A 24242-nucleotide genomic window follows, 5' to 3' on the forward strand; every position below is an offset into this window, starting at 1 on the left:
AAGAAAGAGGGAAATCGACAGGCGCGGCGCGGTCATGGCGACCACCCGTTGAAGCTGGTGAACGGCGGCACCGGACGCATCGCATCCAGGCATGTGACGTCGAGCGCCTTGGCGTCGGTCGATTCGATGAACTGCGCGAGCAGCTTGGGCGCGCAGCCCAGCGCGAACGTGCCGTGGCCCTGACCCTTGAACACCAGATGGCGACCGTTGGGCAGACCGGCCAGCACGCGCTCGGCATACGCCGGCGGCGTCACCGGGTCGAGTTCACCCGACATCAGCAGCGCGGGGACATCCGACTGCAGCGCCGCGGTGTGGTTGGCCGGCGGCGTGCCTGTCGGCCAGGTGCGGCAGGCGCCGAAGAACATGCCGGCAACGCCGGGGCCGAGGATCGTGTCCGCGACGCGGCCGTCCTCGCGATACCGGCCGGCGTCTTCGGCGCAGATCACCGACCACTGCATACCGCGGGTCATCTGCCCGCCGACGTTGCTGTACATGAGTTGCGACAGCGACATCAGCGGGCCGTAGCGGCCCTGCGCGGCTTCATCGAGGATCAGCGGCAGCAGCGATGCGGTCTGCGGCGCGTACGAGAACAGGAACGCGAGGCCGGTCACCGTGTCCGGCGTGACCACGCCATCGCGCTGCGCGCCGGTGGTCGGATCCCGATAGGTCACCGGCGCCGGCGTCGTCTGCAGCGTCGACAGCACGCCGCGCAGCTGCGCCTGCAGATCGGTCGGAAAGCGCGCCCGGCAGGCGGCGTCCTGCGCGCACTGCTTGGACTGCAGGCTGAGCGCATCTTCGAAGGTGTGCGCGAACTCGCCGCCGACGACCAGATCGTTCGGCGCCACGCCGTCGAGCACGATGCTGCGCGTGTGCTGCGGATACGCCATCGCGTACTGCTGCGCCACACGCGTGCCGTAGGAGCCGCCGACCAGGTTCAATTGCTCGGCGCCGAGCGCGGCGCGCACGGTGTCGAGGTCGCGGATCGCGTTGGCCGTCGTGTAGAAGCGCGGATCGGCGCGATCCGCCAGACCGGCGAGGCAACGGCCGACATAGGCATCGAGGTCGGCATCGGTCGGCGTGGTCAGCGCATCGAGTTCCATCGGCGCGCCATCGGCGTCCACGCAGTCGAGCGGGTTCGAGCTGCCGGTGCCACGCTGGTCGACCAGCACGATGTCGCGCTGGCGACGCACTTCGCGCAGGCCGTTGTTGATCTGCGCGGCCAGTTCGGTCGCCGCCTGGCCGGGGCCGCCGGCGAGGAAGAACACCGGATCGGCGGTGCCGCCGTCATTCGAATCCGCCGGCAGCCACGCGATGTTGAGACCGATCTTGCGGCCTTCCGGTGCATCGGGATTCTCCGGCACCTCGAAGGTCGCGCACTGCGCTTCGACGCGCGTGGCGGCGTTGCCGCCGTCGAGCGTGCAGGCGTGAAACGGGATCTGGCCGAACATGCGTGCCGGACGCACGCCGTCGCCCTCGGCGGGCGCCGGTGCACCGCCGCTGCAGCCGGCGAGCGTCGCGCCCGCGGCCAGCGCCAACAGGGAAAGCCTCATTGCACTCATGGAACGTCCTCGAACAGGAAAATGGATTCGATGGGCTCGGCGAACTCGCGTGCGATCCGGAACGCCAGCGGCAGGCTGGGGTCGTATTTTCCGGTCTCGATCGCGTTGATCGTCTGTCTCGATACATCCAGACGTTCGCCGAGTTGTGCTTGTGACCAGCCGCAGGCCTCGCGCAGTTCGCGCACCCGGCTCTTCATGCCGGCGGCCTCATCCGTACCGCCGCGCGACGACGGCTTTGGCGATACCGTAGGTGCCGCACAGCAGCGGAAACACCCACAACATCGCCGCGCTCGCGGGCACGTCGATGACACGCGCCGCCTGCAGGAAGCCGGCGGTCATGTAACCGAAGGACACCAGCGCGGCCGCGATGCAGACCGCCTCGAGCTCGATGCGTTGCTGCAACTCGTCGACCTCGCGGATGAAGCGCACCATCGCGCGCAGCACGAGCGCAATGGGCAGGATCGGCAGCAGGGCGACGACCGCGCGCAGCGTCGGCGCCTCCACCTGCCGCAGCAGCAACAGGGAAACGATCAGCAACCCCGCGTAGGCGCCCATGCCGATCAGCAGCTCCCGTGTGTAGCGGCGCTGCACCGGTCCCGACGCGGTGGCGCATCGCCGCTCCGCGTCGAGCACTGCCGCGGCGATGAGGCCCATGCCGGCGAGCAGCACCAGCAAGGGCACCCAGATCGGGAGCCGGGGCATGCCAAGCCGCACGCCGATGGCGATGCCGATCAATCCCAGAGCAAGCCCGAAGAAAAGGCGGAAACGCGGCATGGGGTGTCCATGTGTCAAGTGAGCTTGACAGACAGCATCCGGGGCGCGGGCTGGCATGTCAAGCAGACTTGACACATTCTCGCAGTCGTCAATGCCTGCAGCTCCTCAACCAAGTACGGGTTCTGCGTGCACGCCCGCGCTGCCGACACGGCACTTCGCCAGGGCCGCCAACCGTTCCTCGAACACGAGCCGGCTTGCCGCGTCGGGAATCCGTCCGGTCAGTCCACGCGCACGCGCGATATGCAGGGCGATTGCAGCATCGTCACCATCCAGCCCGGCGATCTCCGCATCCAGCCATGCGCGATACGGCGACAGATCCATCAGTCCACCCTCGCAGCGCAGGCGCCAGGCCGACAGCAACCGGCGGTCCCTGACCAGCAATGCGGCGTGGCTGGCGAGTGCGACCGCGATGGCGCTCTGGAACACCGGCGCTGCGGCGGCAAACCCTGCGGTCAGCGCCAGGGCCTCGGGTCGGGCCGCCCCGGCATCGCCGCAATCGACAGCCCGCGCCAGCCGCAGCATCTGCGCGGTCTGCAGCAGGCCACTGCTGGCGATGCTGGCGTCCGCGGTCGGCATCGCGTTCTCCGGCCAGTCGCGCGGGCGCATGCCCGCCAGGCTCAGCGCCATCAACTGGTTGACCTGCAGCTGCAGCGCAGCGTCAGGTGTCCGCCGCAGCAGGTCCAGCAGGCCACGCCCATCGGAGCGCCAGCCCTGCAGGCGCAGTGGCAGGAGATTGCCCAGTCCCAGCGTCGCCGCGCCCAGCGCCATGCCGGCCAGCGCGCCGGTCAGCCAGGCTGGCATCGGCAGCCACGCCACCAGCGCGGCCAGCAGCGCTGCGCTCAGCAGGTTCGCCAGGGGCCCGCCGAGCAGAAATACGATCTGGTCGACCCGCGACAGGCCGCGCGTGCCTCGCGGCAACAAGGCGGCGAATCCGCCGACCCCGCGGATCCCACCGCCGTTGCGCCAGCGCCAATGGCCGTCGCCGCCGCGCTCCCAGCGCAGCGGTCCCACGCCGAACGCGATCGCGTGCATGCCCCGCGACAGCCCGGCCACCGCGTGCCCGGCCTCGTGCACCACGATGTGCGGCCACAGCGAGAGAAAGAAGCCCGCCAGCGCTGCCAACCCAGCCGATGGCGGCATCGTTTCGAGCAGCGGCAGGCCGACGGCCGCAATGCCCGCGCCGACCACACCACCGCCGGCGAATCCGCCGAGCACCGGCAACAGGCGACGCCGCCACGGCCGTTTCGCCAATGCCGCACCCGCCGCAGGCGGCATCAGCGCGGCGACCTCCGGCGTGTATGCAGTGCACGTATCGGTATCCATCCCGTTTGTCCTTCCTGTTGCCGGCTTGGCGGTGCGGCGGTTGGAGCTGCCCGCGGCGCCGTCCGATCAGGCAACTGCAACGCGCATCCGGCATGTGGCCGGGCAGTGCCTGCTGCTGACGTCGTGCCCGCCACCTGTGCCGCGCCTGCCGCGCGCGGGGCCGGCGATGCGTCGGCGACAGCCCTACTTGCTGCTGACGTATTTCTCCCGGCGGATCAGCGGCACCGGCAGGCCGAACGCCTTCAGCGCCTCGAATGTCGCGTCGACCATGTTCGGATTGCCGCACAGGTAGGCGATATCGCCATCGCCGGGAGCGAATTCGCCGAGGAACTGCTGCACATACCCATGGCGCACATCGGCATGCGGCGCGTCCGGCAGCTCGCGCGAGAAACAGGGCACGAAACGGAAGTTCGGATGCGCATCGGCGAATGCGCGGAAGTCGTCGCCATAGAGCAGTTCGGCCGGCGTACGTGCGCCCATCAGCAGCACCACTTCCACGCCGCGCTCGGCGATCGCCTGTGCCAGCAGCGGCAGCATGGCGCGGTATGGCGTGACGCCGGTGCCCGTACCCACCAGCAGATAGCGGCGGTTGCGGTCCTGCGGCATCAGGCAGAAGCGGCCGAACGGACCACTGGCCTGCAGGGAGCCGCCCAGATCCAGACCCTCGAACAACGCGGTTGCCGCGCCGCCGGGGACGTAGCTGACCGCGATATCGACGGCCTCGCCCGGCCCCAGCGTGTGGTCATGGATGGTCGCCAGCGAATAGGAGCGCTTGGTCGGGGTGCCGTCGGCGTAAGCGAAATGCACCTGAATGAACTGCCCGGGGATGAAATCCAGCGGCTGGCCGTCGTCACGGACGAAGGAGAGATGGGCAACGGTGGGCGCGATCATGCGCCTGGATACGAGCTTGATCGGGAATTGCGAGATGGCCACAGCAGGATGTCCGTGATTCGGCGGGCGTCCGGTGCGGGCCGCGCGCGGTCGAGTGTCGATGTGGCTATGGTACCGGCTGGGTCCGCGCGACCCGTGCGGACCGCCCTGCAACAGACTTTTCATGGCCGGCGGCCGGCGTGGCATGCGCCTGCACGCGAACGGAGGCTGCGCACCGGGGGCGCGCGGCCGTGCAACGCGTCGTTGCGGATCAGGGCGGGGAGGCGTCCTTATACTACGCACCCCGCCGCGCCATCCGCGGCACGAGCGACGGACCATGTCACCGATTTCCCAAGCCGCACCGGCGCTGTCGGTGCGCGATCTGCGCAAGACCTATGCCGGCGGCGTCCAGGCGCTCAAGGGCGTCTCTCTCGATGTGGCCCCCGGCGACTTCTTCGCCCTGCTCGGACCCAATGGCGCGGGCAAGTCGACCCTGATCGGCATCATCTCCTCGCTGGTCAACAAGACCTCGGGCGAAGTGCGCCTGTTCGGCACGGATCTGCACCGCGAGCGCGATGCGGCGATGCGGCTGATCGGCCTGGTGCCCCAGGAGATCAACTTCAACTTCTTCGAAAAGCCCTTCGACATCCTGGTCAACTACGCGGGCTTCTACGGCATCCCGCGCGCCGAGGCCATGGTGCGGGCCGAAGAGGAACTCAAGCGCGCGCAGCTGTGGGACAAGGCGCGGACGATGTCGCGCACGCTGTCGGGCGGCATGAAGCGGCGGCTGATGATCGCCCGCGCGATGATGACGCGCCCGCGCCTGCTGATCCTCGACGAGCCCACCGCGGGCGTCGACATCGAGATCCGCCGCGGCATGTGGCAGACATTGAAGGAGATCAATGCCGCCGGCACCACGATCATCCTGACCACGCATTACCTCGAAGAAGCCGAGAGCCTGTGCCGCAATCTGGCGATCATCGACCACGGCGTCATCGTCGAGCAGGGGCCGATGCGCGTGCTGCTGTCCAAGCTCGACGTCGAGGGTTTCATCTTCGACATCGATGGCGCCCTGCCCGCAACCCTGCCGCTGATCGAAGGCGCGACGCTGCTGGCGACCGACGACCACACCCTGGAACTCGACATGCCGCGCGCGATGGATCTCAACCGCGTGTTCGCCACGCTCGATGGCGCCGGCATCCGAGTGCGCTCGATGCGCACCAAGTCCAACCGCCTGGAAGAACTGTTCGTGCGCATGACCGGCCCCAATGCCGTCTCGCAGCAGGAGAAGTCCGCATGATCACGAAGACCACCGACGTCGCCGCCGTCGAAGGCACCGCGCAGCGCCACTGGGTCGCGCTATATACGATCGCGCGCCGCGAGATCGTGCGCATCCTGCGCATCTGGGGCCAGACCCTGGTGCCACCGGCGATCACGATGACGCTGTATTTCCTGATCTTCGGCGGCCTGATCGGCGCGCGCGTGGGCGAGATGGACGGCATCCGCTACATGGACTTCATCGTTCCGGGCCTGGTGATGATGAGCGTGATCCAGAACAGCTACGGCAACATCTCGTCGAGCTTCTTCGGCGCCAAGTTCGGCCGACACGTCGAGGAACTGCTGGTCAGTCCGATGCCAAGCTGGGTGATCCTGGGCGGCTACGTGGTCGGCGCGGTAGCGCGCGGGCTCGCCGTCGGTGTGATCGTGCTGTGCATCGCGATGCTGTTCACCACCGTGCGCATCCCGCATCCGCTGGTCACGTTCGCCACCGTGCTGCTGGGTGCGACGATCTTCGCGCTGGCCGGCTTCGTCAACGCGGTCTATGCGAAGAAGTTCGACGACGTCGCGATCGTGCCGATCTTCATCCTGACCCCGCTGACCTACCTGGGTGGCGTGTTCTATTCGGTGTCGCTGCTGCCCGGCTGGGCCGAGACCGCGACCCACGCAAATCCGATCTTCTACATGGTCAACGCCTTCCGCTACGGCCTGCTCGGCGTCAGCGACGTCTCGCTCGGCGTGTCGTTCGCACTGATGATCGGCTTCGTGATCGTGCTCGGCGCACTGGCCCTGTGGCTGCTCAAGCGCGGGATCGGGCTGCGCAGCTGAAGAGTCCTGCGCGCGGTCGCTCCGCGCGCCATCAGACGGAAGAACGTGGCATGCGCATCCTCGTCCTTGGCGCCGGCGGCACCGGCGGATATTTCGGCGGTCGCCTCGCGCAGGCAGGGGTCGACGTCACGTTCCTCGTGCGCGCGCCCCGCGCCGCGCAGCTCGCGCGTGATGGCCTGCGGATCCGCAGCGCACTGGGCGATGCGCAGTTCCCGGTCGCCCACGTCACCGCCGACGCGCTGCCCGCGCTGGCCGCTCGCGATCCTTTCGATCTCGTCCTGCTGAGCTGCAAGGCCTACGACCTGGACAGTTCGATCGACGCGATCGCACCGGCGGTCGGTCCGTCGACGGCCGTCCTGCCGATCCTCAACGGTCTGCCGCACTACGCCGCGCTCGATGCCCGCTTCGGCGCCGATGCCGTGCTGGGCGGGCTATGTTTCATCAGCGCGATGAAGGGGGGCGACGGCGAAGTCGTGCATCTGCCCTCGCCACCGTCGATCACCTTCGGCGAACGCGATGCATCGCGCAACGGCAGTGCCCGGACACGTGCAATCGAAGCGGTGTGCGCGGGCGCACCCGGCTTCGACGCGGTGCGCAGCGACACCTTCATGCAGGCGGCCTGGAACAAGTTCGCGTTCCTTGCCGCGCTCGCTGCGGCGACCTGCCTGATGCGCGCGAGCATCGGCCGCATCGTCGCCACCGACGGCGGCACGGCGTTCCTCGTTTCGCTGCATGAAGAATGCCTGGCAGTCGCCCGCGCCGAAGGCCAGGCCATTCCCGCCGAAGCGGCGGCCCAGGCACGCAGCCTGCTGACCCGGGCAGGCTCGACGGTCACCGCCTCGATGCTGCGTGACCTGGAATCCGGTCAGGAGGTCGAGGCGGCGCAGATCGTCGGTGACATGCGCGCGCGCGCGCACGCGGCGGGACTGGCGCTGCCGCACCTCGATGCCGCCTGGGTGCATCTGCAGGCCTACCGCTCACGCCGCGACACCCCCGACACCCCCTGATCGCCAGCGCTTCGCAGGGGCTCTGCTAGGGTCGCCGCACCCCCGATCGAGATGTGCCCATGGCGCTCGCCAGCACCCGCTCCATCGCCCGTCTGCTGGCGCCCGCCGTCCTCGTTGTTGCCGCCTGCAGCCCCGCGCCGCAGGCCCAGCCGGATGCCGTCGAGACCCGGCCGGTCGAAGACACCCGGACGCAACCTACCGAAGCTGCGCAGGCGCAGATGGAGGCGGACCCCGGCCCGGTGGAGGCCCCTCTCACCGGCGACGCTGCGAGCGCGATGCTGAGCCAGATCGCCGGTATCGCCGGTGCGATGCATGCGGCCGCGAAGCTGTGCGACCCGAGCGTCTCGGATGCGCAGCTGACCGAGGCCAAGAACGGGCTGCGCCGCGAGTTCATCGGCATGGGCGGAGATGCCCACACTTTCGACAGCGAGTTCCTGTCGGCGTACAGCAAGACCACCACCCAGTTCACCGAGGCCGCGCCGCCGCAGCAGAAGCAGATGTGCGACGAACTCGAAGCCATGGCCTCGCAGACACTGCCGCCGCCGGCGAACTAGGCGCGAAACGAAGACAGCGACTTGCGGCTGGCATCCTGATGCGCGAGACGCGCTGCTGCGAACCTGATGTCCACTGCCGCAGACGACGCATGGCGGGTGACGGTGTGCTGCGGGCCTTCATACGCCCGGTCGGACCCCGCCCGAAGCGCTTCGCACGTCGACCTCTCCGGCAGGAAGAGGTGCCGGCGTCCGGGCGCCTGGTCACTGAAATCCCGCCGATGAATACCGACAGTGCTTCGGGCTGCAGATGTCGTTCCATCCCCGCACGCACGGCGTCGGGAACGAGTGCGCGCAGCTTGTCCTCGACTGCGTGCACGGGCGCGTCGAGGGTCGGCGGCGCGGCGTGCAGCGGCGATGCCCAGGTACGCGACACGCACCCGGACACGACAACGCGACGCAGGCGGTTCCCCGCTGATGAAGGCGATCGACGAAAATAGCGGCTCGATTGCGGCCGACCGGCGGCACGGAAGCGGCGGAAACGATGATCGAGGTGCGCTACGCGGACGAATGGCTGGCGGTCGTGGACAAGCCGGCGGGCCTGATGGTCCACGACAGCGCCCTGGCCCGGGACGAGCACGACTTCCTCGCCGACCGCCTGCGCGAGCAGTTCGGCCGGCCGCTGTTCCTGATCCACCGGCTGGACCGGGCGACCAGCGGCGGCCTGCTGGTGGCCTTCGACCGCGAGACCGCGTCCGCGCTCGGCGCCCAGTGGATGGCGCGCACGGTCGACAAGCACTACCTCGCGATCTGCCGCGGCTGGCCGGACGACATCGTGGTCGACCATCCACTCGATGGCGGCCCCGGCAAACCGGTGAAAAAGCCGGCGATCACCCGCTTCACCCGCCTGGCGACGACCGAACTGGCATTGCCGTCATCGGGGTTTGCGACCTCGCGCTACGCCCTGCTGCGCGCAGAGCCGATGACCGGGCGTTTCCGCCAGATCCGCCGGCACCTCAAGCACCTCTCGCACCATCTGATCGGCGACACCAGTCACGGCGACGGCCGCCACAATCGCAACTTCCGCATGCTCGGCATCCACCGCATGCTGCTCCACGCCGAGCGCGTGGGCTTCGACCACCCCAGGACGGGCCAGCGGCTCGTGGTCGAGACGCCGCCTGGCGACGAATTCGCCAAGGCCCTGCTGCTCTTTCCCGGGGTGCCGGCCTAGCGCGCGGCGCCGATGAACGCCCCGCGGTCCCGCCGGGGCGCTGGATCTCCGGTCTGCTCCTGGCCCGGGCCGGCCCGGCCGGGAGCGCCCGCCTCCGACCCTTTGGGCGCGAGCGCGGCCCCCGCCAGCGCAGGTAAGCGAGAACACCGCCGAAACCGGCGCCACAGCCACGTTCTACAATGGGCGTCGATGTCCACGCCGCCCGCCATTCCCGAAGACGAACTCGTCGAGCGATTCGTGCGCGCGAGCGGACCCGGCGGCCAGAACGTCAACAAGGTTTCCACCGCGGTCGAGCTGCGCTTCGACATCGCCGGCTCGCCTTCGCTGCCTGAACACGTGCGTGCGCGACTGCTGGCGCGGCGCGACCGGCGCATTACCGAGGCCGGTGTGCTGGTGCTCAATGCCCAGCGGTTCCGCACCCAGGACCGCAACCGCGAGGACGCCCGCGAGCGTCTGGCAGCCTTCATCGCCGCCGGTTACGAGGTGCCCAAGGCGCGTGTGGCGACCAGGCCCACGCGCGGATCGAAGGAGCGGCGGCTCGGTGAGAAGCGCGAACGCAGTACCATCAAGCGCGGTCGCGCCACGCGCGACTGGGATTGATCCGCCACAAGCCTGGCGCTTGCGCCGAGGACGCATGAGCAAGACGAAATACCCGTTACTGATTCCCGTACCCCCCAATGCACCGCGTGTGAAACCCAGCCGGCTCGCGCGCTGGATCGGCCGCAACATCCTGCGGCTGGGCGGCTGGCGCGTGGTGGGTGAATTGCCCGATGTCTCGCGCCTGGTGCTGATCGGCGCTCCGCATTCGTCCAACTGGGACGGTGTCTGGGGCTTCGCGGCCAAGGCCGCGCTGGGCCTGGACATCCGCGTGCTGGGCAAGGATTCGCTGTTCCGCATTCCGGTGCTGGGCTGGGCCTTGCGCGAGCTGGGCGTGATTCCGGTGGATCGCAGCCGCGCCTCGCGCGTGATCGAACAGGCCGCCGCGGCGATCAATGGTCCCGAGCCGTTCTGGTACGGCCTTGCCCCCGAAGGCACGCGCAAGCGGGTGGAACGCTGGAAGACCGGCTTCTGGAAGATCGCCAAGGCCGCCAATGTGCCCATTCAGACGATGTACTTCCATTACCCCGACAAGGTCATCGGCTTCGGCCCGCTGATCCAGCCAAGCGACGATCTCGACGCCGACATGGCGGCGCTGCGTGCCTGGTTCGCGCCGTGGATGGGCAAGAACCGCGGCACGGTCTGATCGACCGACGGCACAGGGAATCGCCGCATGAGGATCCGCGCACTGTTGATCGCCGCCGCCGTGTTGCTGGCCGGCGGCGCGGGGTTCCTCGCCGGCCGCGGCGGGATCCCCGGTGATGGCGACACGGCGGCGGAAACGTCGTCAGCGACCGTCACCGAGGATGTGACATCAGCTGGCCCAGGGTTCGCCCCCGCGGCCGTACCCGTCGATAACGATGCCGAACTTCCCGAGCCCGGCGCTCCGCTGGCTGCGATCCACGACACGCTTGTCCGGCGCGCCGCGCAAGGCGAGGCGCGTGCTGCCTGTCGGCTGGCCGCCGAACACGAGCGTTGCGAAGTGCTCCGCTCGCAGCTGCGGGGCGCCATCGCCAAAACCAATCGCGGGCCCGAGTGGATGGAGCGTCGTCTGCTGGAGATCGACACCGAGGAAAGCCGCGCGCAGCTCCAAACCCTGCGCGCGCATCAGAGTGAGCAATTGGCGGAGCAGACGCGGCTGGTCGCCCAATGCGACGCCACTGCGCCGCTGTCGCCTCAGGCACGTGCCCGTTACTGGCGCCAGGCCGCTCTCGCGGGGCACGTGCCGTCAATGCGCCACTACGCGATCGGCAATGCGTTCCGCTTTCATGACCTGATGGATGCGCTGCCGGCGCTGCAGACCTATCGCCGCGAAGCCGAAGCTGTCGCCACGCGCGCGGCCAAGGCCGGCGACGTCGCCAGCATCTACGCGTTGGCCATGGCTTATGCAGACCTCGACGGCGCTTATTCGCGCCCATTCCTCGCCCAGACCGTCACGCCCGATCTGGCCAAGGCGCTGGCCTGGTTCTCCGTACTGGAACGCCATCCTGGAATCACCGGCCTGTCCCCTGAGCATCCGGTGGCCCGCAATGTGGCCAGGCGCCGCGCCGAACTGGCCGCGGCCGCCACGCCAAGCGAAGGGGCCCGGGCCGCGGATCTGGCCGCAGAGGCGGCGGTTCCGCGTCACGTCGAGCCAGCGATCATGCTGTCGCCCGAAGGTGGGATCCACGACATCGCGCCCGATGCCTGCAGCGAATCCGAGTTCGCCGCCGCCCGCTGAACCTGCCCGCTCTGCCCGCTGAACCCACCAACGAACGGCACATTCCCTGCCCGCGCCCACAGGCGCACGCTGCGCGGCTGGCGGGCCGCGTGACGTGGTCGACGCCGTCACCGCGTTGTCTTTTCCGGAGCCCGCCCCATGTTGCGCCCCCTGCTGCTCTCTTCCGCGATCGCGATTGCCCTGGTCGCCTGTGGCGACCGTTCCGCCGAGTCCACGATGCCCGCCACCGAATCCACCACTGCCGCGCCGGCGCAGAACCCGCTGTTCACCGCCAGCACGCTGCCGTTCCAGGCGCCGCCCTTCGACAAGCTCAAGGACGCCGACTACCAGCCGGCCATCGAGGAGGGGATGCGCCAGCACCTGGCCGAGATCCGCGCGATCGCCGACAACCCGGAGCCCCCGACCTTCGAGAACACCATCGAGGCCATGGAGCGCAGCGGCGAACTGCTGACCCGTTCGGCCAACGTGTTCTTCATGCTCACCGGCGCCAACACCAACGAGACCCTGCAGGCTGCCGAGGAAGCGCTGGCGCCCAAGTTGGCCGAGCACAGCTCCGCCATCTATCTCGACCCGGCGCTGTTCGCGCGGGTCAAGACCATCTACGACCAGCGCGCGACGCTCGGGCTCACGCCCGAGCAGATCACCGTGGTCGAGCACACCCACGACAACTTCGTCCGCGCCGGTGCGCTGCTCGATGAGGCCGGCAAGGCCGAGATGCGCGCGCTGAGCTCGGAGGCGTCCACGCTGTCCACCGCGTTCGGCAACAAGCTGCTGGCCGCAAGCAATGCCGGTGGCGTGCTCGTCGCCGACGTGGCCGAACTCGACGGCCTGGACGAAGGCACGATCGCCGCCGCCGCCGATGCCGCGAAGGCCGCCGGCCATGACGGACAGTGGCTGCTGAGCCTGCAGAACACCACGCAGCAGCCGGTGCTCGGGTCGCTGAAGAACCGCGCGCTTCGCGAGCGCGTGCTGGCCGCGTCGACGGGCCGCACCGAGAAGGGCGACGCCAACGACACCCGCGCCACCATCCAGCGCCTCGCCGAGATCCGCGCCCGCCAGGCCGAGCTGCTCGGCTTCCCGAACTACGCCGCCTACAGCATCGCCGACCAGATGGCGCGCACGCCGGAAACCGCGCTGAAGCTGCTGACCGACACCGTGCCCGCCGCCACCGCGCGCGCGCGCGCCGAGCTGGCCAAGATCCAGGGCGTGGTGGACGCGCAGAACGGCGGCTTCACCGCCGGCGCGGCCGACTGGGACTTCTACGCCGAGCAGGTGCGCCGCGCCGAGTTCGACCTCGACGAGTCGCAGATCAAGCCCTACTTCGAGCTCGACCGCGTGCTCAACGATGGCGTGTTCTTCGCCGCCAACCAGCTCTACGGCATCACCGCCAAGGAGCGGAAGGACATCCCCGTCTACCACCCCGACGTGCGCGTGTTCGACATCTTCGATGCCGACGGCAAGCAGCTGGCCCTGTTCTATCTCGACCCCTTCAAGCGCGACAGCAAGCAGGGCGGCGCGTGGATGGGCAACTTCGTCGAGCAGAACGGCCTGACCGGCACGATTCCGGTCGTCTACAACGTCGAGAACTTCACCAAGCCCGCCGCCGGCCAGCCCGCGCTGCTGAGCTTCGACGACGTGACCACGCTGTTCCACGAGTTCGGCCACGCCCTGCACGGCTTCTTCTCGAACACGAAGTACCCGTCCGTGGCCGGCACCAACACGCCGCGTGACTTCGTCGAGTTCCCGTCCCAGTTCAACGAGCACTGGGCGCTCGACCCCAAGGTCTTCGCCAACTACGCCAGGCACTACCAGACCGGCGAGGCCATGCCGCAGGAACTGGTCGAGAAGATCACCACCGCGCGCACCTTCAACCAGGGCTATGCCACCACCGAATACCTGTCGGCCGCGCTGCTCGACCTTGGCTGGCACATGCTGCCGGCGGGCGAGGCCAAACAGGATGTCGACGCGTTCGAGAAGCAGACGCTGGCGGCGTACAAGGTCGACCTGCCGGCGGTCCCGCCGCGCTACCGAACCAGCTATTTCAGCCACATCTGGGGTGGCGGTTACGCGGCCGGTTACTACGCCTACTTCGCCGCGGAAGTCCTCGATCACGATGCCTTCCAGTGGTTCCGCGAGAACGGCGGCCTGACCCGCGAGAACGGCCAGATCTTCCGCGACAAGATCCTCTCGATCGGCCATTCGCGGGATCTGGGCGAGGCCTACCGCGAGTTCCGTGGCCAGGCGCCGAGCGTGGAGCCGCTGCTGGAGCATCGCGGCCTGAAGTGAGCCTGCTGCCTGCTGATCCTTCAGCGGGCAGACCTGCATCGAGGCGGCCGCAGCGGGTCGCCTCGACCGGCGTCGGGCAGGGCTGCGGTGCACGCCCGTGCCTCGGCGATCGCCGCCGGAGTCACTGACAGAGAGGCGTCCGCGACAGGTCGCCGAAGCGGCAATTGAGCCGGATCGGCGCGGCGAAGGTGCCCGCCCCCGGGCACGCGGCAGGTGTCGCGCGCGGGTCTGACGCCGGCCCCTGCATGCAGCCGCGACCCCGCCCATGGGCGCGGTCGACGCCTCGCGGGCACGCCGCCTGGCCGGCCCCGCGCGTGAGCGCTGCCCTCCAATCGCCGGTGCTATATTCGCAGCCGATCCGGCCCGGCGGGCAGGGATGCGGGGGTCGCAATGCGAGACGCAAGGCGCACCACAAGCGCAGGCCCGCGACCCCGACCCGGGCCCCGCCACCACGCAATGGCCCTGCTGCTGGCCGCGACCGCAGCCGTGCTGCCGGCGGGCGCAAGTCCCCCGATCCCGATGACCTTCGATGCCGCCCAGGCGCGCCGCCAGGCGACCTCGCCGGTGCTGGGCGCGAGCAGCGCGGACCTGGCGGCCGCCGAGGCCCAGGCCGATGCCGCCGCGCGGCTGTATCGCCCGACGGTCGCGCTCGATGCGCAATGGCTGCATTACCAGAAGACCTTCGATCTCTCCCTGCTGGGCGCGCTCGACCAGGTCGAGTCCGTGGCCAGCCAGCTTGTGCCCGGCATCATCGGCGACCTGCCGGGCGTGCCGGGCGAGATCCTGCAGCTGATCAACGCGCGGCTGCGACAGACGCTGCCGGAATTCTTCGCCGCCCTGCCCGACACCGTCCGTATCCGCGGCTCGCAGACCACGTTGCGCCCGGTGGTGAGCGCGGTGATGCCGATCTACACCGGCGGCGCCATCACCGCGAGCCGTGAGGCTGCGGACGCCAATGTCGGGCTGGTGCGCGCCCTGCGCGAGCAGACCCAGGACCTGGAGGACGTGCAACTGGTCCAGCAGTACTTTGGCGTGGTCCTGGCGCAGCAGGCGGTGCAGATCGCCGGCGAGACCCGCGATGGCTTCGAGCTGCATCTGCACAACGCGCAGCTGATGGAACGCGAAGGCGTGCTCAGCACCGCGCAGCGGCTGCAGGTGCAGGTGGCGCGCGACACCGCGCAACGTCAGTACGACCGCGCGCAGCTGGAATACGACACCGCGTCGCGAGCGCTGGCGCGCAGCCTGGACGAGGCGGCCGGGGTAACGCCCGAATCACCGCTGTTCGTCGATCGCACGCCGCTGCCACCGCTCGAGGGCTTCATTACCCAGGCCGAGGGCGGGCATCCGCTGGTCGCCCAGGCCGAGGCCAGGCGCAGGCTCGCAGGTGCCGGCGTGGAACTGGCGCGTTCGCGCTACCGGCCACAGGTGTTCGCGTTCGGCACCTACAACCTCGACCGCGACAGCGCGCTGCCGATCGAGCCCGACTGGGCGGTCGGCCTGGCCCTGCGCTACGAACTGCTCTCCACGCTCGACCGTCGCAGCACGCTGTCAGCCGCCAACGCCCGCGCCAGCGCCGCCGATCACGACCGGATGGCTGCGCGCGACACCGTCGCCGATCTGGTCACCCGCACCTACAACCTGGTCGAGCTGGCCCGGCGCGACTTCGTCACCCTCGATTCCAGTCTCGCCGCGGCACAGGAGAACCTGCGCGTGCAGGACCTCGGTTTCCGCGAGGGCGAGGCGCCGGCCTCGGCGCTGGTCGACGCGCGCAACCTGCTCGGCAGTGCACGCCTGCAGCGCGCCGCCGCAGCCTACGAGTACGTGCTGTCGCTCGCCAGCCTGCTGGCGGCCAGCGATCGCTACGACACCTTCGCGCGGTATCAGCGCAGTTCCGAACCGGTGACCACGCCATGACGTCCGCGCGCCCCCGCCCCCGGCACCTCGTGTTCTGGCTCGTGTTGCTGGTCGTAGCCGTTTTCGTCGTGGTCGGGCTGTACCTGGCGATGCGGCCGGCGGCGCCGCAGGTCCAGGGCATGGTGGACGCGGACACCTACAACGTCGCCCCCAAGGCCGTCGCCCGGGTCGAGGTCATGTATGCCGAGGAAGGCCAACGGGTGGCCCGCGGCGAGCTGCTCGCCGAGCTCTCCAGTCCGGAGATCCAGGCTGCCGACCAGCAGGCCAACGCCGCGCTGCAAGGCGCCGAGGCGGCGCGCGAGCTGGCCGACGAAGGTGCGCGCGTCGAGGACGTGCGTTCGGCCGAGGCGGTCTGGCAGGCCGCCCGCGCGGCATCCGCGCTGGCCGCGCGCACCGCGCGGCGCGCCGACAACCTCTTCGCCGAAGGGGTGATCTCGGCGCAGCGCCGCGACGAAGCCGATGCCGCGCGCGAGGCCAGCGCCGCGCAGGCGGAAGCGGCGCGCCAGCAGTACCTGAAGCTGGCCGCGGGTGTGCGCGAGCCGACCCGGGCGCTCGCCGAATCGCAGGTGGAAGCCGCGCGCGCCGGCGTGTTCGAGGCCACTGCGCTGGAGAAGGAGACGCATCTGCTCTCCCCCATCGATGGCGAGATCGCCGAGCGCTTCGTGCAGCCCGGCGAACTGGTGCTGCTGGGCGTGCCGGTGTACACGATCATCGATATCGACCATCCCTACGTTTCGTTCCCGGTGCGCGAGTCGCAGTACGCCGGCCTGGCGAATGGCGTGGTGATCCTGGGCAACGTGCCGGCACTGGATCTGGAGGGGGTGGCGTTCGAGGTCGACTTCATCGACCCGCAGGGCGACTTCGCCACCTGGCGCGCCACCCGCCAGTCGCGTGGCTACGACATGCGCAGCTTCGAAGTGCGCGCGCGTCCGCGCGAACCGGTCGAAGGCCTGCGCCCGGGCATGAGCGTGCTGCTGGACTGGCCCCCGCGGCGATGAGCGCCCCGGCCCGTCGCGCGGTGTTCCGGGAGGCGCTGCAGGCCGAACTGGCGCATCTCGCGCGCGACCGCTGGGACCGGCTGCTGCTGCTGGTGATTCCCCCGGTGCTGATGGCGGTGGTGGCCGCCATGTTCTCGGCCGGGGTCATCCGCGAGATCCCGGTCGCGGTGGTCGACGAGGATCACTCGACGCTCAGCCGCGCCGCGATCCGCAACATGGACGCCAGCCCGGCCCTGCGCATCGCGGCGATGCCGCTCGATCTCGACGCGGCCTGGCCGCTGGTGCGTTCGGGCCGGGTCTACAGCGTGGCCTACCTGCCGCGCGGCCTGGCCGGCAACGCCTTGCGAGAGCCGGACGCGGCCATCGTCTACTACAACGCCGCGTTCCAGACGGTGGGCGCGATCGCGGCATCGGCGCAGGCCGACGCGCTGACCGCCGCGGCGCAGCCCCGGCTGCAGTCGCTGGCTCGCGACGTCGGCGTGCCCTCGGTGCCGCTGACACTGCCGGCCATCCAGAACACCACCGTCGGCAATCCGCAGACCAACTTCGAACTGTTCCTCGGCGGCCTGGTGGTGCCGGGGATCCTGCACCTGCTGATCGCCAGCGCGGCGGTGATGGCGTTCGGACGCGAACTGCGCGGCGGCTCGCTGGCGCAGTGGGCGCGGCGCTGGGACGGCCGACTGCTGCAGGCGTCGCTGGCCAAGTCCCTGCCCTACGTGGTGGCCTTCGTCGCCTGGGGACTGGTGTGGCTCGCGTGGCTGTGCGGCTGGCGCGGCTGGGGCATCGCCGGCAGCCTGCCGATGCTGCTGGCCGGGCTGGTGGTGCTGATGACCGCGACCGTCGCGCTCTCGGCCCTGCTGGTCAACGCCACCGGCGACATGGACATCGCCTACTCCGCGACAGCGGTCTATGCCGGCGCCGCCATCGCGTTCTCCAACGGCACCCTGCCGCTGACCCACGGACCGGTGGTCACCCAGGTGTGGAGCGCGCTGCTGCCCTATACGCACTACCTGCGGGTGCAGAACGCGCAGATGGTGATGGGCGCCGACGCAGGCGCGTCGCTGGGCGATGTCGGCCTGCTGCTCGGCGTCACCCTGGGGGCGGGGGCCCTGGCGCTGGCGCTCGCGCACCGACGCGCGCGCCGGCAGCCGAAGCCGGAGCACGAGGTGTTCCCGGTCGCGCCAGACCGCGCCGGCGCCGCCTTCATCGACACCTTCCGCGGCATCGTGCACAGCCTCTCGGTGGCCAGCCTGCTGATCCTGGGCGTGGTCGGCTATGCCTTCTACTACCCGATGGCGTATGCCGGGCAGACCGCGGTCAAGCTGCCGGTCGCGGTGGTCGACCAGGATCATTCGCCGCTGAGCCGGGCCATGGTGCGGGCGCTGGACGCCACGCGCGCGATCGACGCGCGCACCGTCGCCGCCGGCTACCTCGAGGCCCAGCACATGCTGCGCAACGGCCGCGTCGATGGCGTGGTGATGATCCCGCAGGGCTTCGAATCACGGCTGCTGTCGGGGCAGCCGCATGGCATCGCGATCGACGTGGACGGCTCGCACCTGGTGCGTGCGTCGGCGATCGGCAAGTCGATGACGGCCACCATTACCGGCATCCTCGAGGCGCGGCTGGCGGCGCTCGACGGCGCCTTGCACGTGCAGACGCGCGTGCCGAGCATCGTCCAGCGCCCGCTCTACAACACCTCCGACGGCTACGGCAGTTACGTGGTGCCGGCGGTGGCCTGCATCATCCTGCAGCAGACCCTGCTGCTGGGCTCGGCGCTGGTCGCCGCAATCCGCCGCCGCACCCGCGCCACCGTCCTTGGCACCCGCGGTTTCATCGGCCTGTGGGGTGGGCTGATCGTCGCCGGGGTGCTGGGCAACCTGTTCTATTTCGGATTCGTGTTCTGGTTCCAGGACTACCCGCGCATGGGCAACCCGCTGGGGATGCTGTGCCTGGTGCCGCTGTTCGCCGCCTCCGCTTCGGCGCTGGGGCTGGCGCTGGGCACCTGCTTCGACCAGCCGATGCGGGTGATGCAGCTGCTGGTCGGCACTTCGGTGCCCTTGTTCTTCCTTGGCGGCAGCGCCTGGCCGCCGTTCCTGATGCCGGACTGGCTGGTGGCCATCGGCCAGCTGTCGCCGGCCACCTCCGCGATCCAGGGCTTCGTCGAACTCAACTCCGCCGGCGCGACGCTGGGCGAGGTCGCGCCCCACGCAGCGGTGCTCGCCTGCCTGACCATCGTCTATGGGTGGATCGCATGGAAACGCCTGGTGCGCGGCGCGATGCGCGCCCGGGCAGGCGTACCCGAGCCGCAGGCCGGGTAAGCCGCACTGGTGACGGTCTGCGGATCCCACTCCGTGCCGAGGCAGCAGGCCGGCCACTTCCAGGCAGCCCTCTCGCCACCGGAAATCCGTTCGGCGGACACGTGGGGCCCACCGGGCCGGCAGCCCGAACATCACGACGCGCACGTGGGTGCAGGTCGCGCCGGGGCAATGCCGACGCGCGCTGTCGCTGCGGCTCGTCGCGAGCGGACGGCGGAATCCACCCACGCCATCGACCGGAACCGCGAATCCGGGCGGGGCCCCGGCCGCCGTGCACATCCCGTCCTGCAGGGCCGCGGGCTCTGCTTTATGGCCGGACGGCCGGGTCGCGGTCGGGGTGCTGCAGGGCCTTCAGCTTCTGATACTTTCCGCCAGGGGGCGGTGCCGGGGGCCATGACCATGGGGAGGTCGGTACCGGCATCGGAAGCAGGACAGGTAGGACAGGACGATTCTTCGGCCGCGTCGCGGCCTTTCAATTCGGGGAGCAAAGACCATGGCAATGAAGTCGTTGATCGCGCATGTCCTATTCGCTTTTGTGCTGTTCCTATTCAGTGCTGGGGTAGCGGCTGTGTTCGTCAGTACGGGCATGAAGATCCCTTGGGTAGGACAGGCCGCGGAGTTGGCGCTCGTTATTCCAGCGGCTCTGCTCCTGGCCGCGCGGCTCGGCCGTCTCAGCGTGCCGGGCGTGGCACTTGCCGCTACCGCGGTCGTGCTTGCCTGCCAAGGCGTGACAATCCTGGCCTTCGATTACCTGGCCCGCCCTGTCGGCGGGAGTGTGGGTTGGGCCGAACTCTACGGCGACGGACGGGCGCCAGCCCTGGCAGGGGGTGCAGCGATCACGGTACTGGGATCGGTCGCATGGCTGCTGATCCTGCGGCGGATGGGATCCGACGGCGCGCTCGCCGACGCATCCGCATCACCGCCTCCTGCGGCCTCGTAACCGGGCTGGCCAGGCCGCGCTTGGCTCGGCAAGGAAAGCGCGCGCGCCGCGCGCTGCGGACATCGCCGGCACCGGGCACATCGGCATCGTGGCCGGGTGCGCAGCCGGCACGGCCGAGGTCGGCATGCTGGCGAGCCGGTTGCGCCTGACAGGGACCTGCATTTCGCACGGCGCGCCCGCGGACATCGTCGGCGTCGCCCTCGACGCACCGCCTGGTGCCGGTGCGTTCGATGGCGATCCAGCGAAGGCGCGTCGGGGCGGCATCGATCAAGTCCGCGTGTAATGACCGCCGCGTCACTGGCTGGATCGCAAGCGTGATCTCGTACCGGGCGCTGGACTCGATCGACGAAGCGCCGCGAACGGGTCCAGCCGATGCCGTCCTGCGTATCTGGGCGGCACGGCGGGTTCAACCGCTTCGGCTGGCGCACAATGCATCGCTCCCACCGATCCGGACGCGTCATGGAACTTGAAGCCCTTCTCATTGCAGCCCTGCGCGAGGCCGGCTACGGCCAGGACGCCATCGGCTCCGCGATGCCGCGGATCATCCGCATCATGCAGGCGGAAGACGTGCGCATCGAGATGGGCCGCGCCCTGTCTCGCAAGGAGCGCGAATACGTGCGCCTCCAGCTCGAACTGGGCCTCAACGTGTCGGAAGTGGTGGCGGGCCTGCGGAAATAACCGCCTTCGCCGGCGCACATGTCGCGAGCGTCTGCCCCGCTGCGCGGCCGCCCCCGGCAGGATTCCGCTTTCCCGGGCAGGCATACCAGGAGTTGGCCCCATGCGAACGGTCATCGGCACCTGCCACTGCGGGGCTGTCGAATTCGAAGTCGATCTGATCGACGGCTTCGAGGACATCCGCCGCTGCAACTGTTCGCTGTGCAGCCGCAAGGGCGCGGTGATGGCCGGCGTCCCCCTCGATCGCCTGCGCGTGACCCGCGGCGCGGACAGCTTGAGTCTCTACCAGTGGAACACGCGGATTGCGAAGCACTGGTTCTGCAGTGTCTGCGGCATCTATACCCATCACCAGCGTCGCAGCGCGCCCGACGAATACGGCTTCAACCTGGCCTGCATCGAGGGCGTGGATGTGGCCGCGCTGGGCGAAATCGGGTACGGCAACGGGGCGGCGCAGAGCCTGGTCTAGCGGCGCGCTTGCGCCTGGCCTCGCACGCGTCGCTTTGGCGGCCCCGGCCGGCAATGCCTCGCGTCCGCAGGTCGCTCAGGCGAATTCCAGCTGGTGGCGGGGCGGCGCCGGCGGGCACAGCACGATGCGGTTGCGGCCTTCGTGCTTGGCGCGGTAGAGGGCCTCGTCGGCGCGCTTGAACAGACTGGCGATGTCGTCGCCGGGATGCAGCATCGCCACGCCGATCGACACCGTCAGGCCCACCGCGAGGCCGCCGACCTCACGCCCTTCGGCCTCCACGGCCGCGCGCAGGGCCTGCGCCACGCGCAGTGCAGCCGCGGTATCGCTGCCCTCGAGCACCAGTACGAATTCCTCGCCGCCGTAGCGCGCCACCAGGTCGCTGGCACGGACCTGGCGGCGCAGGATGGCGGCCATGGCCCGCAGGCAGGCATCGCCCACGTCGTGGCCGTAGCGGTCGTTGACCTGCTTGAAATGGTCGAGGTCGACGAACAGCAGCGCAAGCGAGCCGCCGCGCGACGCCGCTGTCTCCATCAACTGCGCGATGCCGGTATCGAGTTGCGCGCGGTTGTACAGGCCGGTCAAGGGATCGGTCATCGCGCTGCGCCGCGCCGAGACCATTTCGCGCTCGGCATATCGCGCTGCGCGCGCGGTCGCCAGCACCAGGATCAGCGCACCGACCGCGTCGGCCGCGGGATGCAGGTACTCGAGCCACTCCGGTGTGCCGACGTAGCGCAAGAAGTACACCGTGCGCGTCATCGCGACGACCGACACCAGTCCCCAGCCGAGCAGGAAGACGAGCGCCTCGCGGTCGCCCGCGAGCGCGCGATTCAGCCCCACGCCCAGCGCCAGCGAGCCCAGAGTGAGCAGCAACGTGTTGACCACGTAGGGCGCCACCGTGACCAGGGGCAGGAAGGGCACGATCACCAGCAGCGCAGCGCAGCTGACCAGGGCGATCCGGTAGAGCCGCGCCAGGCGCGGATAGCGGCGTGGTATCTGCAGCAGCACGAACAGGAACGCATATGCCGCGATCAGGCCCAGGCTGATGCCGAGCCCCGCCGCGCGCATCGCATGTTCCGCGGGGAACCATGGCGCCAGCACCACCATTTCCCCGCGCATCACCACCAGATACAGCGCCACCGACAGCACCCACACGCAGAACATCAGCAGCATCCAGCGCCGCAACGCGACCGCGAAGATGGCCGCCACGACCGCCAGCAGCAGCTGCGCGCTCAGCACGGCACTGGTGAAACGTACGCGCGCGTAATCGGCCGCAAGGTAGGTCTGCAGCGGCTGCGCCTGCAGGCCCATCGGCTGCCTGCGCGCGGAGGCCACTTCGATGAAGACCGGCTGGTCCAGACGATCTGCCGGGACCGGGATGGTCAAGCGATGGCGCGAGCCGATCTGCCGCACCGCGGGGTCGAAGGTGGCCAGCGGGCGGGGCGTGTAGTCGGGCGGGGCGTAGGCCACCAGCTGCGCGTCGTAGGCCTCGCGGATCGAGACGATCCAGACGTCGGGCTCGGGCGCGGTGCCCGCGTCGATGTCGACACGCCACCAGCGGGCGTCAGCGCGGCGCCGCAGTGCATCGTCAGCGACCGCCTGCCAGCCGTCGGCCTCGCGCACCGCGGCGATTTCGCCGGCACCGGGGCCGGCGGGCAGCACCGAGACACGCAGCGTCGGCGCGGCGGCCGCGACGGCCTCCGCGCACAGTCCCATCGTGAGCAACAGCGCACACACCACGCCCCAACGCATCGGCCCCCGTCGCAGTCGGGCTGCGACACCCATTGGTCCCCGGTCATGCAGTCTAGCCCGTGTACGGGCGCGGGCGAGCCCGGCAATTCGCCGTACGCAAGGACGGTCGCCGGCACCCCCACGCCTCGGCACGGCGCCCTGCGTGCGGCGACCGTCAGCTGACGCTGACGCTGCCGCTGACGCTGCCGCCCGTTCCGCGGCGGGCCCGGCTTCATGGGGGGCGACACCGCAGTGCCCTGCTAGGACCGCCGACGTCGCCATTTCCGGTGACGCACGCAAGGGGATTGCAATGCAGGCCCGGGGACTCGGCGCCGCACTGGCGCTGGTATTGGGGGTGGCCGGAAGCGCGACCGCGAATGACGGACAGACGCGCGAAGTGCAGTCGCAGGACGGCTCGTTCACCGGTGAGATCGTCGGCACGCCGGCGCAAGGCAGCAAGTTCGCGCAGTTGCAGATCGGCACGAGCATGCAGGACGTGCAGGAGCTGATGGACAGCGCGCCGGACCGTTCCCACAGCTACGAGTCGGGCAAGCGCTGGATCCCGTTCTACTTCGGCAACGATGTGACGCGCCTGCAGGCGCTGTGCCGCGGCGAGGGCTGTCTGATCTTCACCAGCGGCAACATCTGGGGCGGCGGCAGCCAACTGATCCAGATCGAGGTCGACCCGGCCGGCGATTGCTACCAGCCCTAGCAGGGCCTCGGCGACGCGATGGCATCGCGTCCATACCCCCGCGCGGCCGGGTCCGGCCGCGCGTTCCCGACGACAAGGAGGTTGCCCCTGTACAGCTTGATCCTGCTCGCCGCGTCGACGCTTGCCGCCACCGGCGGGCCGCTGCCGATGCACCCACGGTCTGTCTCAAGACCACCATCACCGAGAGTGGGCGCACCCGCGGCACGACGATCGCCGAAGGCTCCGGCGGCCGTCGCGACGACCGCGGCGCGAAGCGCTATCTCGAAGTCCTCAACTTCGGCGCCATGCCGCTCGGCGTCACGCCCGGGCAGGCCGGCCACGCCATCGTCAAGGTCCTCGGTCCCGACATGTGGAGCGTGGTCGTGACGGATGGCACCGCCCTGTACGAGAGCTGCGACGCGGCGCGCGCTGCGCTCGCGTCTCACTCGATGGCGGAGTCCGGCTGACCTGGTTGCGCCGACCGCGGGCACGACGCGCGCAAGGGCCAGACACACGAACGCCCCGCAGGCGGGGCGTTCGTATCCATTACC

23 protein-coding genes are annotated in these 24242 nt (G+C 69.9%); 17 read left to right on the forward strand and 6 right to left on the reverse strand.

Annotation, left to right across the window (positions count from 1 at the left end; translation table 11 throughout):
- Positions 1–32 precede the first annotated feature (32 nt).
- From CNR27_RS02550 to CNR27_RS02570, 5 genes are all read right to left on the reverse strand, one after another.
- Complete coding sequence (locus tag CNR27_RS02550) at positions 33–1559, reverse strand: alpha/beta hydrolase (protein ID WP_096296797.1); 1527 nt, start codon at positions 1557–1559, stop codon at positions 33–35.
- On the reverse strand, positions 1556–1756 hold the full coding sequence (locus CNR27_RS02555) for a helix-turn-helix transcriptional regulator (RefSeq protein WP_096296798.1): 201 nt from the start codon (positions 1754–1756) through the stop codon (positions 1556–1558). The genes CNR27_RS02550 and CNR27_RS02555 overlap by 4 nt, the downstream gene beginning before the upstream one ends.
- A 10-nt stretch (positions 1757–1766) precedes the next feature.
- A complete protein-coding gene (locus tag CNR27_RS02560) occupies positions 1767–2390 on the reverse strand; it encodes a hypothetical protein (protein WP_233580256.1) in 624 nt (207 codons plus the stop codon).
- Between the two features lie 48 nt (positions 2391–2438).
- Positions 2439–3656, reverse strand: coding sequence for a hypothetical protein (locus CNR27_RS02565; RefSeq protein WP_096296800.1), 1218 nt, complete (start codon positions 3654–3656; stop codon positions 2439–2441).
- A gap of 183 nt (positions 3657–3839) precedes the next feature.
- Positions 3840–4589, reverse strand: a complete 750-nt coding sequence (locus CNR27_RS02570) for a ferredoxin--NADP reductase (RefSeq protein WP_255409782.1) — start codon at positions 4587–4589, stop codon at positions 3840–3842.
- A gap of 274 nt (positions 4590–4863) precedes the next feature.
- On the opposite strand from CNR27_RS02570, the gene CNR27_RS02575 reads away from it, so the two are divergent.
- The 15 genes from CNR27_RS02575 to CNR27_RS02650 all read left to right on the forward strand — a co-directional run bounded on the left by CNR27_RS02575 (position 4864) and on the right by CNR27_RS02650 (position 21272).
- Positions 4864–5826 (forward strand): ABC transporter ATP-binding protein, encoded by a 963-nt coding sequence (locus tag CNR27_RS02575; RefSeq protein WP_096296802.1) that lies wholly within the window; start codon positions 4864–4866, stop codon positions 5824–5826.
- Complete coding sequence (locus tag CNR27_RS02580; RefSeq protein WP_096296803.1) at positions 5823–6632, forward strand: ABC transporter permease; 810 nt, start codon at positions 5823–5825, stop codon at positions 6630–6632. The genes CNR27_RS02575 and CNR27_RS02580 overlap by 4 nt, the downstream gene beginning before the upstream one ends.
- Before the next feature lie 50 nt (positions 6633–6682).
- Positions 6683–7639, forward strand: coding sequence for a 2-dehydropantoate 2-reductase (gene panE, locus CNR27_RS02585; protein ID WP_096296804.1), 957 nt, complete (start codon positions 6683–6685; stop codon positions 7637–7639).
- Positions 7640–7698: 59 nt separating this feature from the next.
- Entirely contained in the window at positions 7699–8193 is a 495-nt protein-coding gene (locus CNR27_RS02590; RefSeq protein ID WP_096296805.1) for a hypothetical protein, read from the forward strand.
- Positions 8194–8674: 481 nt separating this feature from the next.
- Positions 8675–9361 carry a pseudouridine synthase gene (locus CNR27_RS02595; protein WP_096300198.1) on the forward strand — a complete coding sequence of 229 codons (687 nt, stop codon included), beginning with the start codon at positions 8675–8677 and terminating at the stop codon, positions 9359–9361.
- 189 nt (positions 9362–9550) lie between these two features.
- Entirely contained in the window at positions 9551–9961 is a 411-nt protein-coding gene (gene arfB, locus CNR27_RS02600; protein ID WP_096296806.1) for an alternative ribosome rescue aminoacyl-tRNA hydrolase ArfB, read from the forward strand.
- A gap of 34 nt (positions 9962–9995) precedes the next feature.
- Positions 9996–10604, forward strand: coding sequence for a lysophospholipid acyltransferase family protein (locus CNR27_RS02605; RefSeq protein ID WP_096296807.1), 609 nt, complete (start codon positions 9996–9998; stop codon positions 10602–10604).
- A gap of 27 nt (positions 10605–10631) precedes the next feature.
- Positions 10632–11678: an SEL1-like repeat protein gene (locus CNR27_RS02610; RefSeq protein ID WP_096296808.1), complete on the forward strand. Its 1047-nt coding sequence runs from the start codon at positions 10632–10634 to the stop codon at positions 11676–11678.
- Between the two features lie 138 nt (positions 11679–11816).
- Positions 11817–13964 (forward strand): peptidyl-dipeptidase Dcp, encoded by a 2148-nt coding sequence (gene dcp, locus CNR27_RS02615; protein WP_096296809.1) that lies wholly within the window; start codon positions 11817–11819, stop codon positions 13962–13964.
- Positions 13965–14420: 456 nt separating this feature from the next.
- Complete coding sequence (locus CNR27_RS02620; RefSeq protein ID WP_096296810.1) at positions 14421–15878, forward strand: TolC family protein; 1458 nt, start codon at positions 14421–14423, stop codon at positions 15876–15878.
- Positions 15875–16876 (forward strand): HlyD family secretion protein, encoded by a 1002-nt coding sequence (locus tag CNR27_RS02625; RefSeq protein ID WP_096296811.1) that lies wholly within the window; start codon positions 15875–15877, stop codon positions 16874–16876. The genes CNR27_RS02620 and CNR27_RS02625 overlap by 4 nt, the downstream gene beginning before the upstream one ends.
- On the forward strand, positions 16873–19194 hold the full coding sequence (locus tag CNR27_RS02630; RefSeq protein WP_096296812.1) for an ABC transporter permease: 2322 nt from the start codon (positions 16873–16875) through the stop codon (positions 19192–19194). The genes CNR27_RS02625 and CNR27_RS02630 overlap by 4 nt, the downstream gene beginning before the upstream one ends.
- 490 nt (positions 19195–19684) lie before the next feature.
- Positions 19685–20131, forward strand: coding sequence for a hypothetical protein (locus tag CNR27_RS02635; RefSeq protein WP_157745223.1), 447 nt, complete (start codon positions 19685–19687; stop codon positions 20129–20131).
- Positions 20132–20590: 459 nt separating this feature from the next.
- Positions 20591–20809: a polyprenyl synthetase gene (locus CNR27_RS02645; protein WP_096296815.1), complete on the forward strand. Its 219-nt coding sequence runs from the start codon at positions 20591–20593 to the stop codon at positions 20807–20809.
- A 100-nt stretch (positions 20810–20909) separates the two neighbouring features.
- Positions 20910–21272: a GFA family protein gene (locus CNR27_RS02650; protein WP_096296816.1), complete on the forward strand. Its 363-nt coding sequence runs from the start codon at positions 20910–20912 to the stop codon at positions 21270–21272.
- 75 nt (positions 21273–21347) lie between these two features.
- Here CNR27_RS02650 and CNR27_RS02655 read toward each other — a convergent pair whose 3' ends face one another.
- The gene (locus CNR27_RS02655; protein WP_123832542.1) at positions 21348–23021 is read right to left on the reverse strand and encodes a GGDEF domain-containing protein; all 1674 of its coding nucleotides are present in this window, start codon (positions 23019–23021) and stop codon (positions 21348–21350) included.
- A gap of 289 nt (positions 23022–23310) precedes the next feature.
- Here CNR27_RS02655 and CNR27_RS02660 point away from each other — a divergent pair, with 289 nt between their 5' ends.
- Together CNR27_RS02660 and CNR27_RS15145 are read left to right on the forward strand one after the other, a co-directional pair.
- Complete coding sequence (locus CNR27_RS02660; RefSeq protein WP_096296818.1) at positions 23311–23712, forward strand: hypothetical protein; 402 nt, start codon at positions 23311–23313, stop codon at positions 23710–23712.
- The gene (locus tag CNR27_RS15145) at positions 23697–24158 is read left to right on the forward strand and encodes a hypothetical protein (RefSeq protein WP_157745225.1); all 462 of its coding nucleotides are present in this window, start codon (positions 23697–23699) and stop codon (positions 24156–24158) included. Before CNR27_RS02660 ends, CNR27_RS15145 begins: the two co-directional genes overlap by 16 nt.
- The last annotated feature ends 84 nt before the right edge of the window (positions 24159–24242 follow it).

Origin of the sequence: Luteimonas chenhongjianii (assembly GCF_002327105.1) — a bacterium.
Classification (GTDB): Bacteria; Pseudomonadota; Gammaproteobacteria; order Xanthomonadales; family Xanthomonadaceae; genus Luteimonas; species Luteimonas chenhongjianii.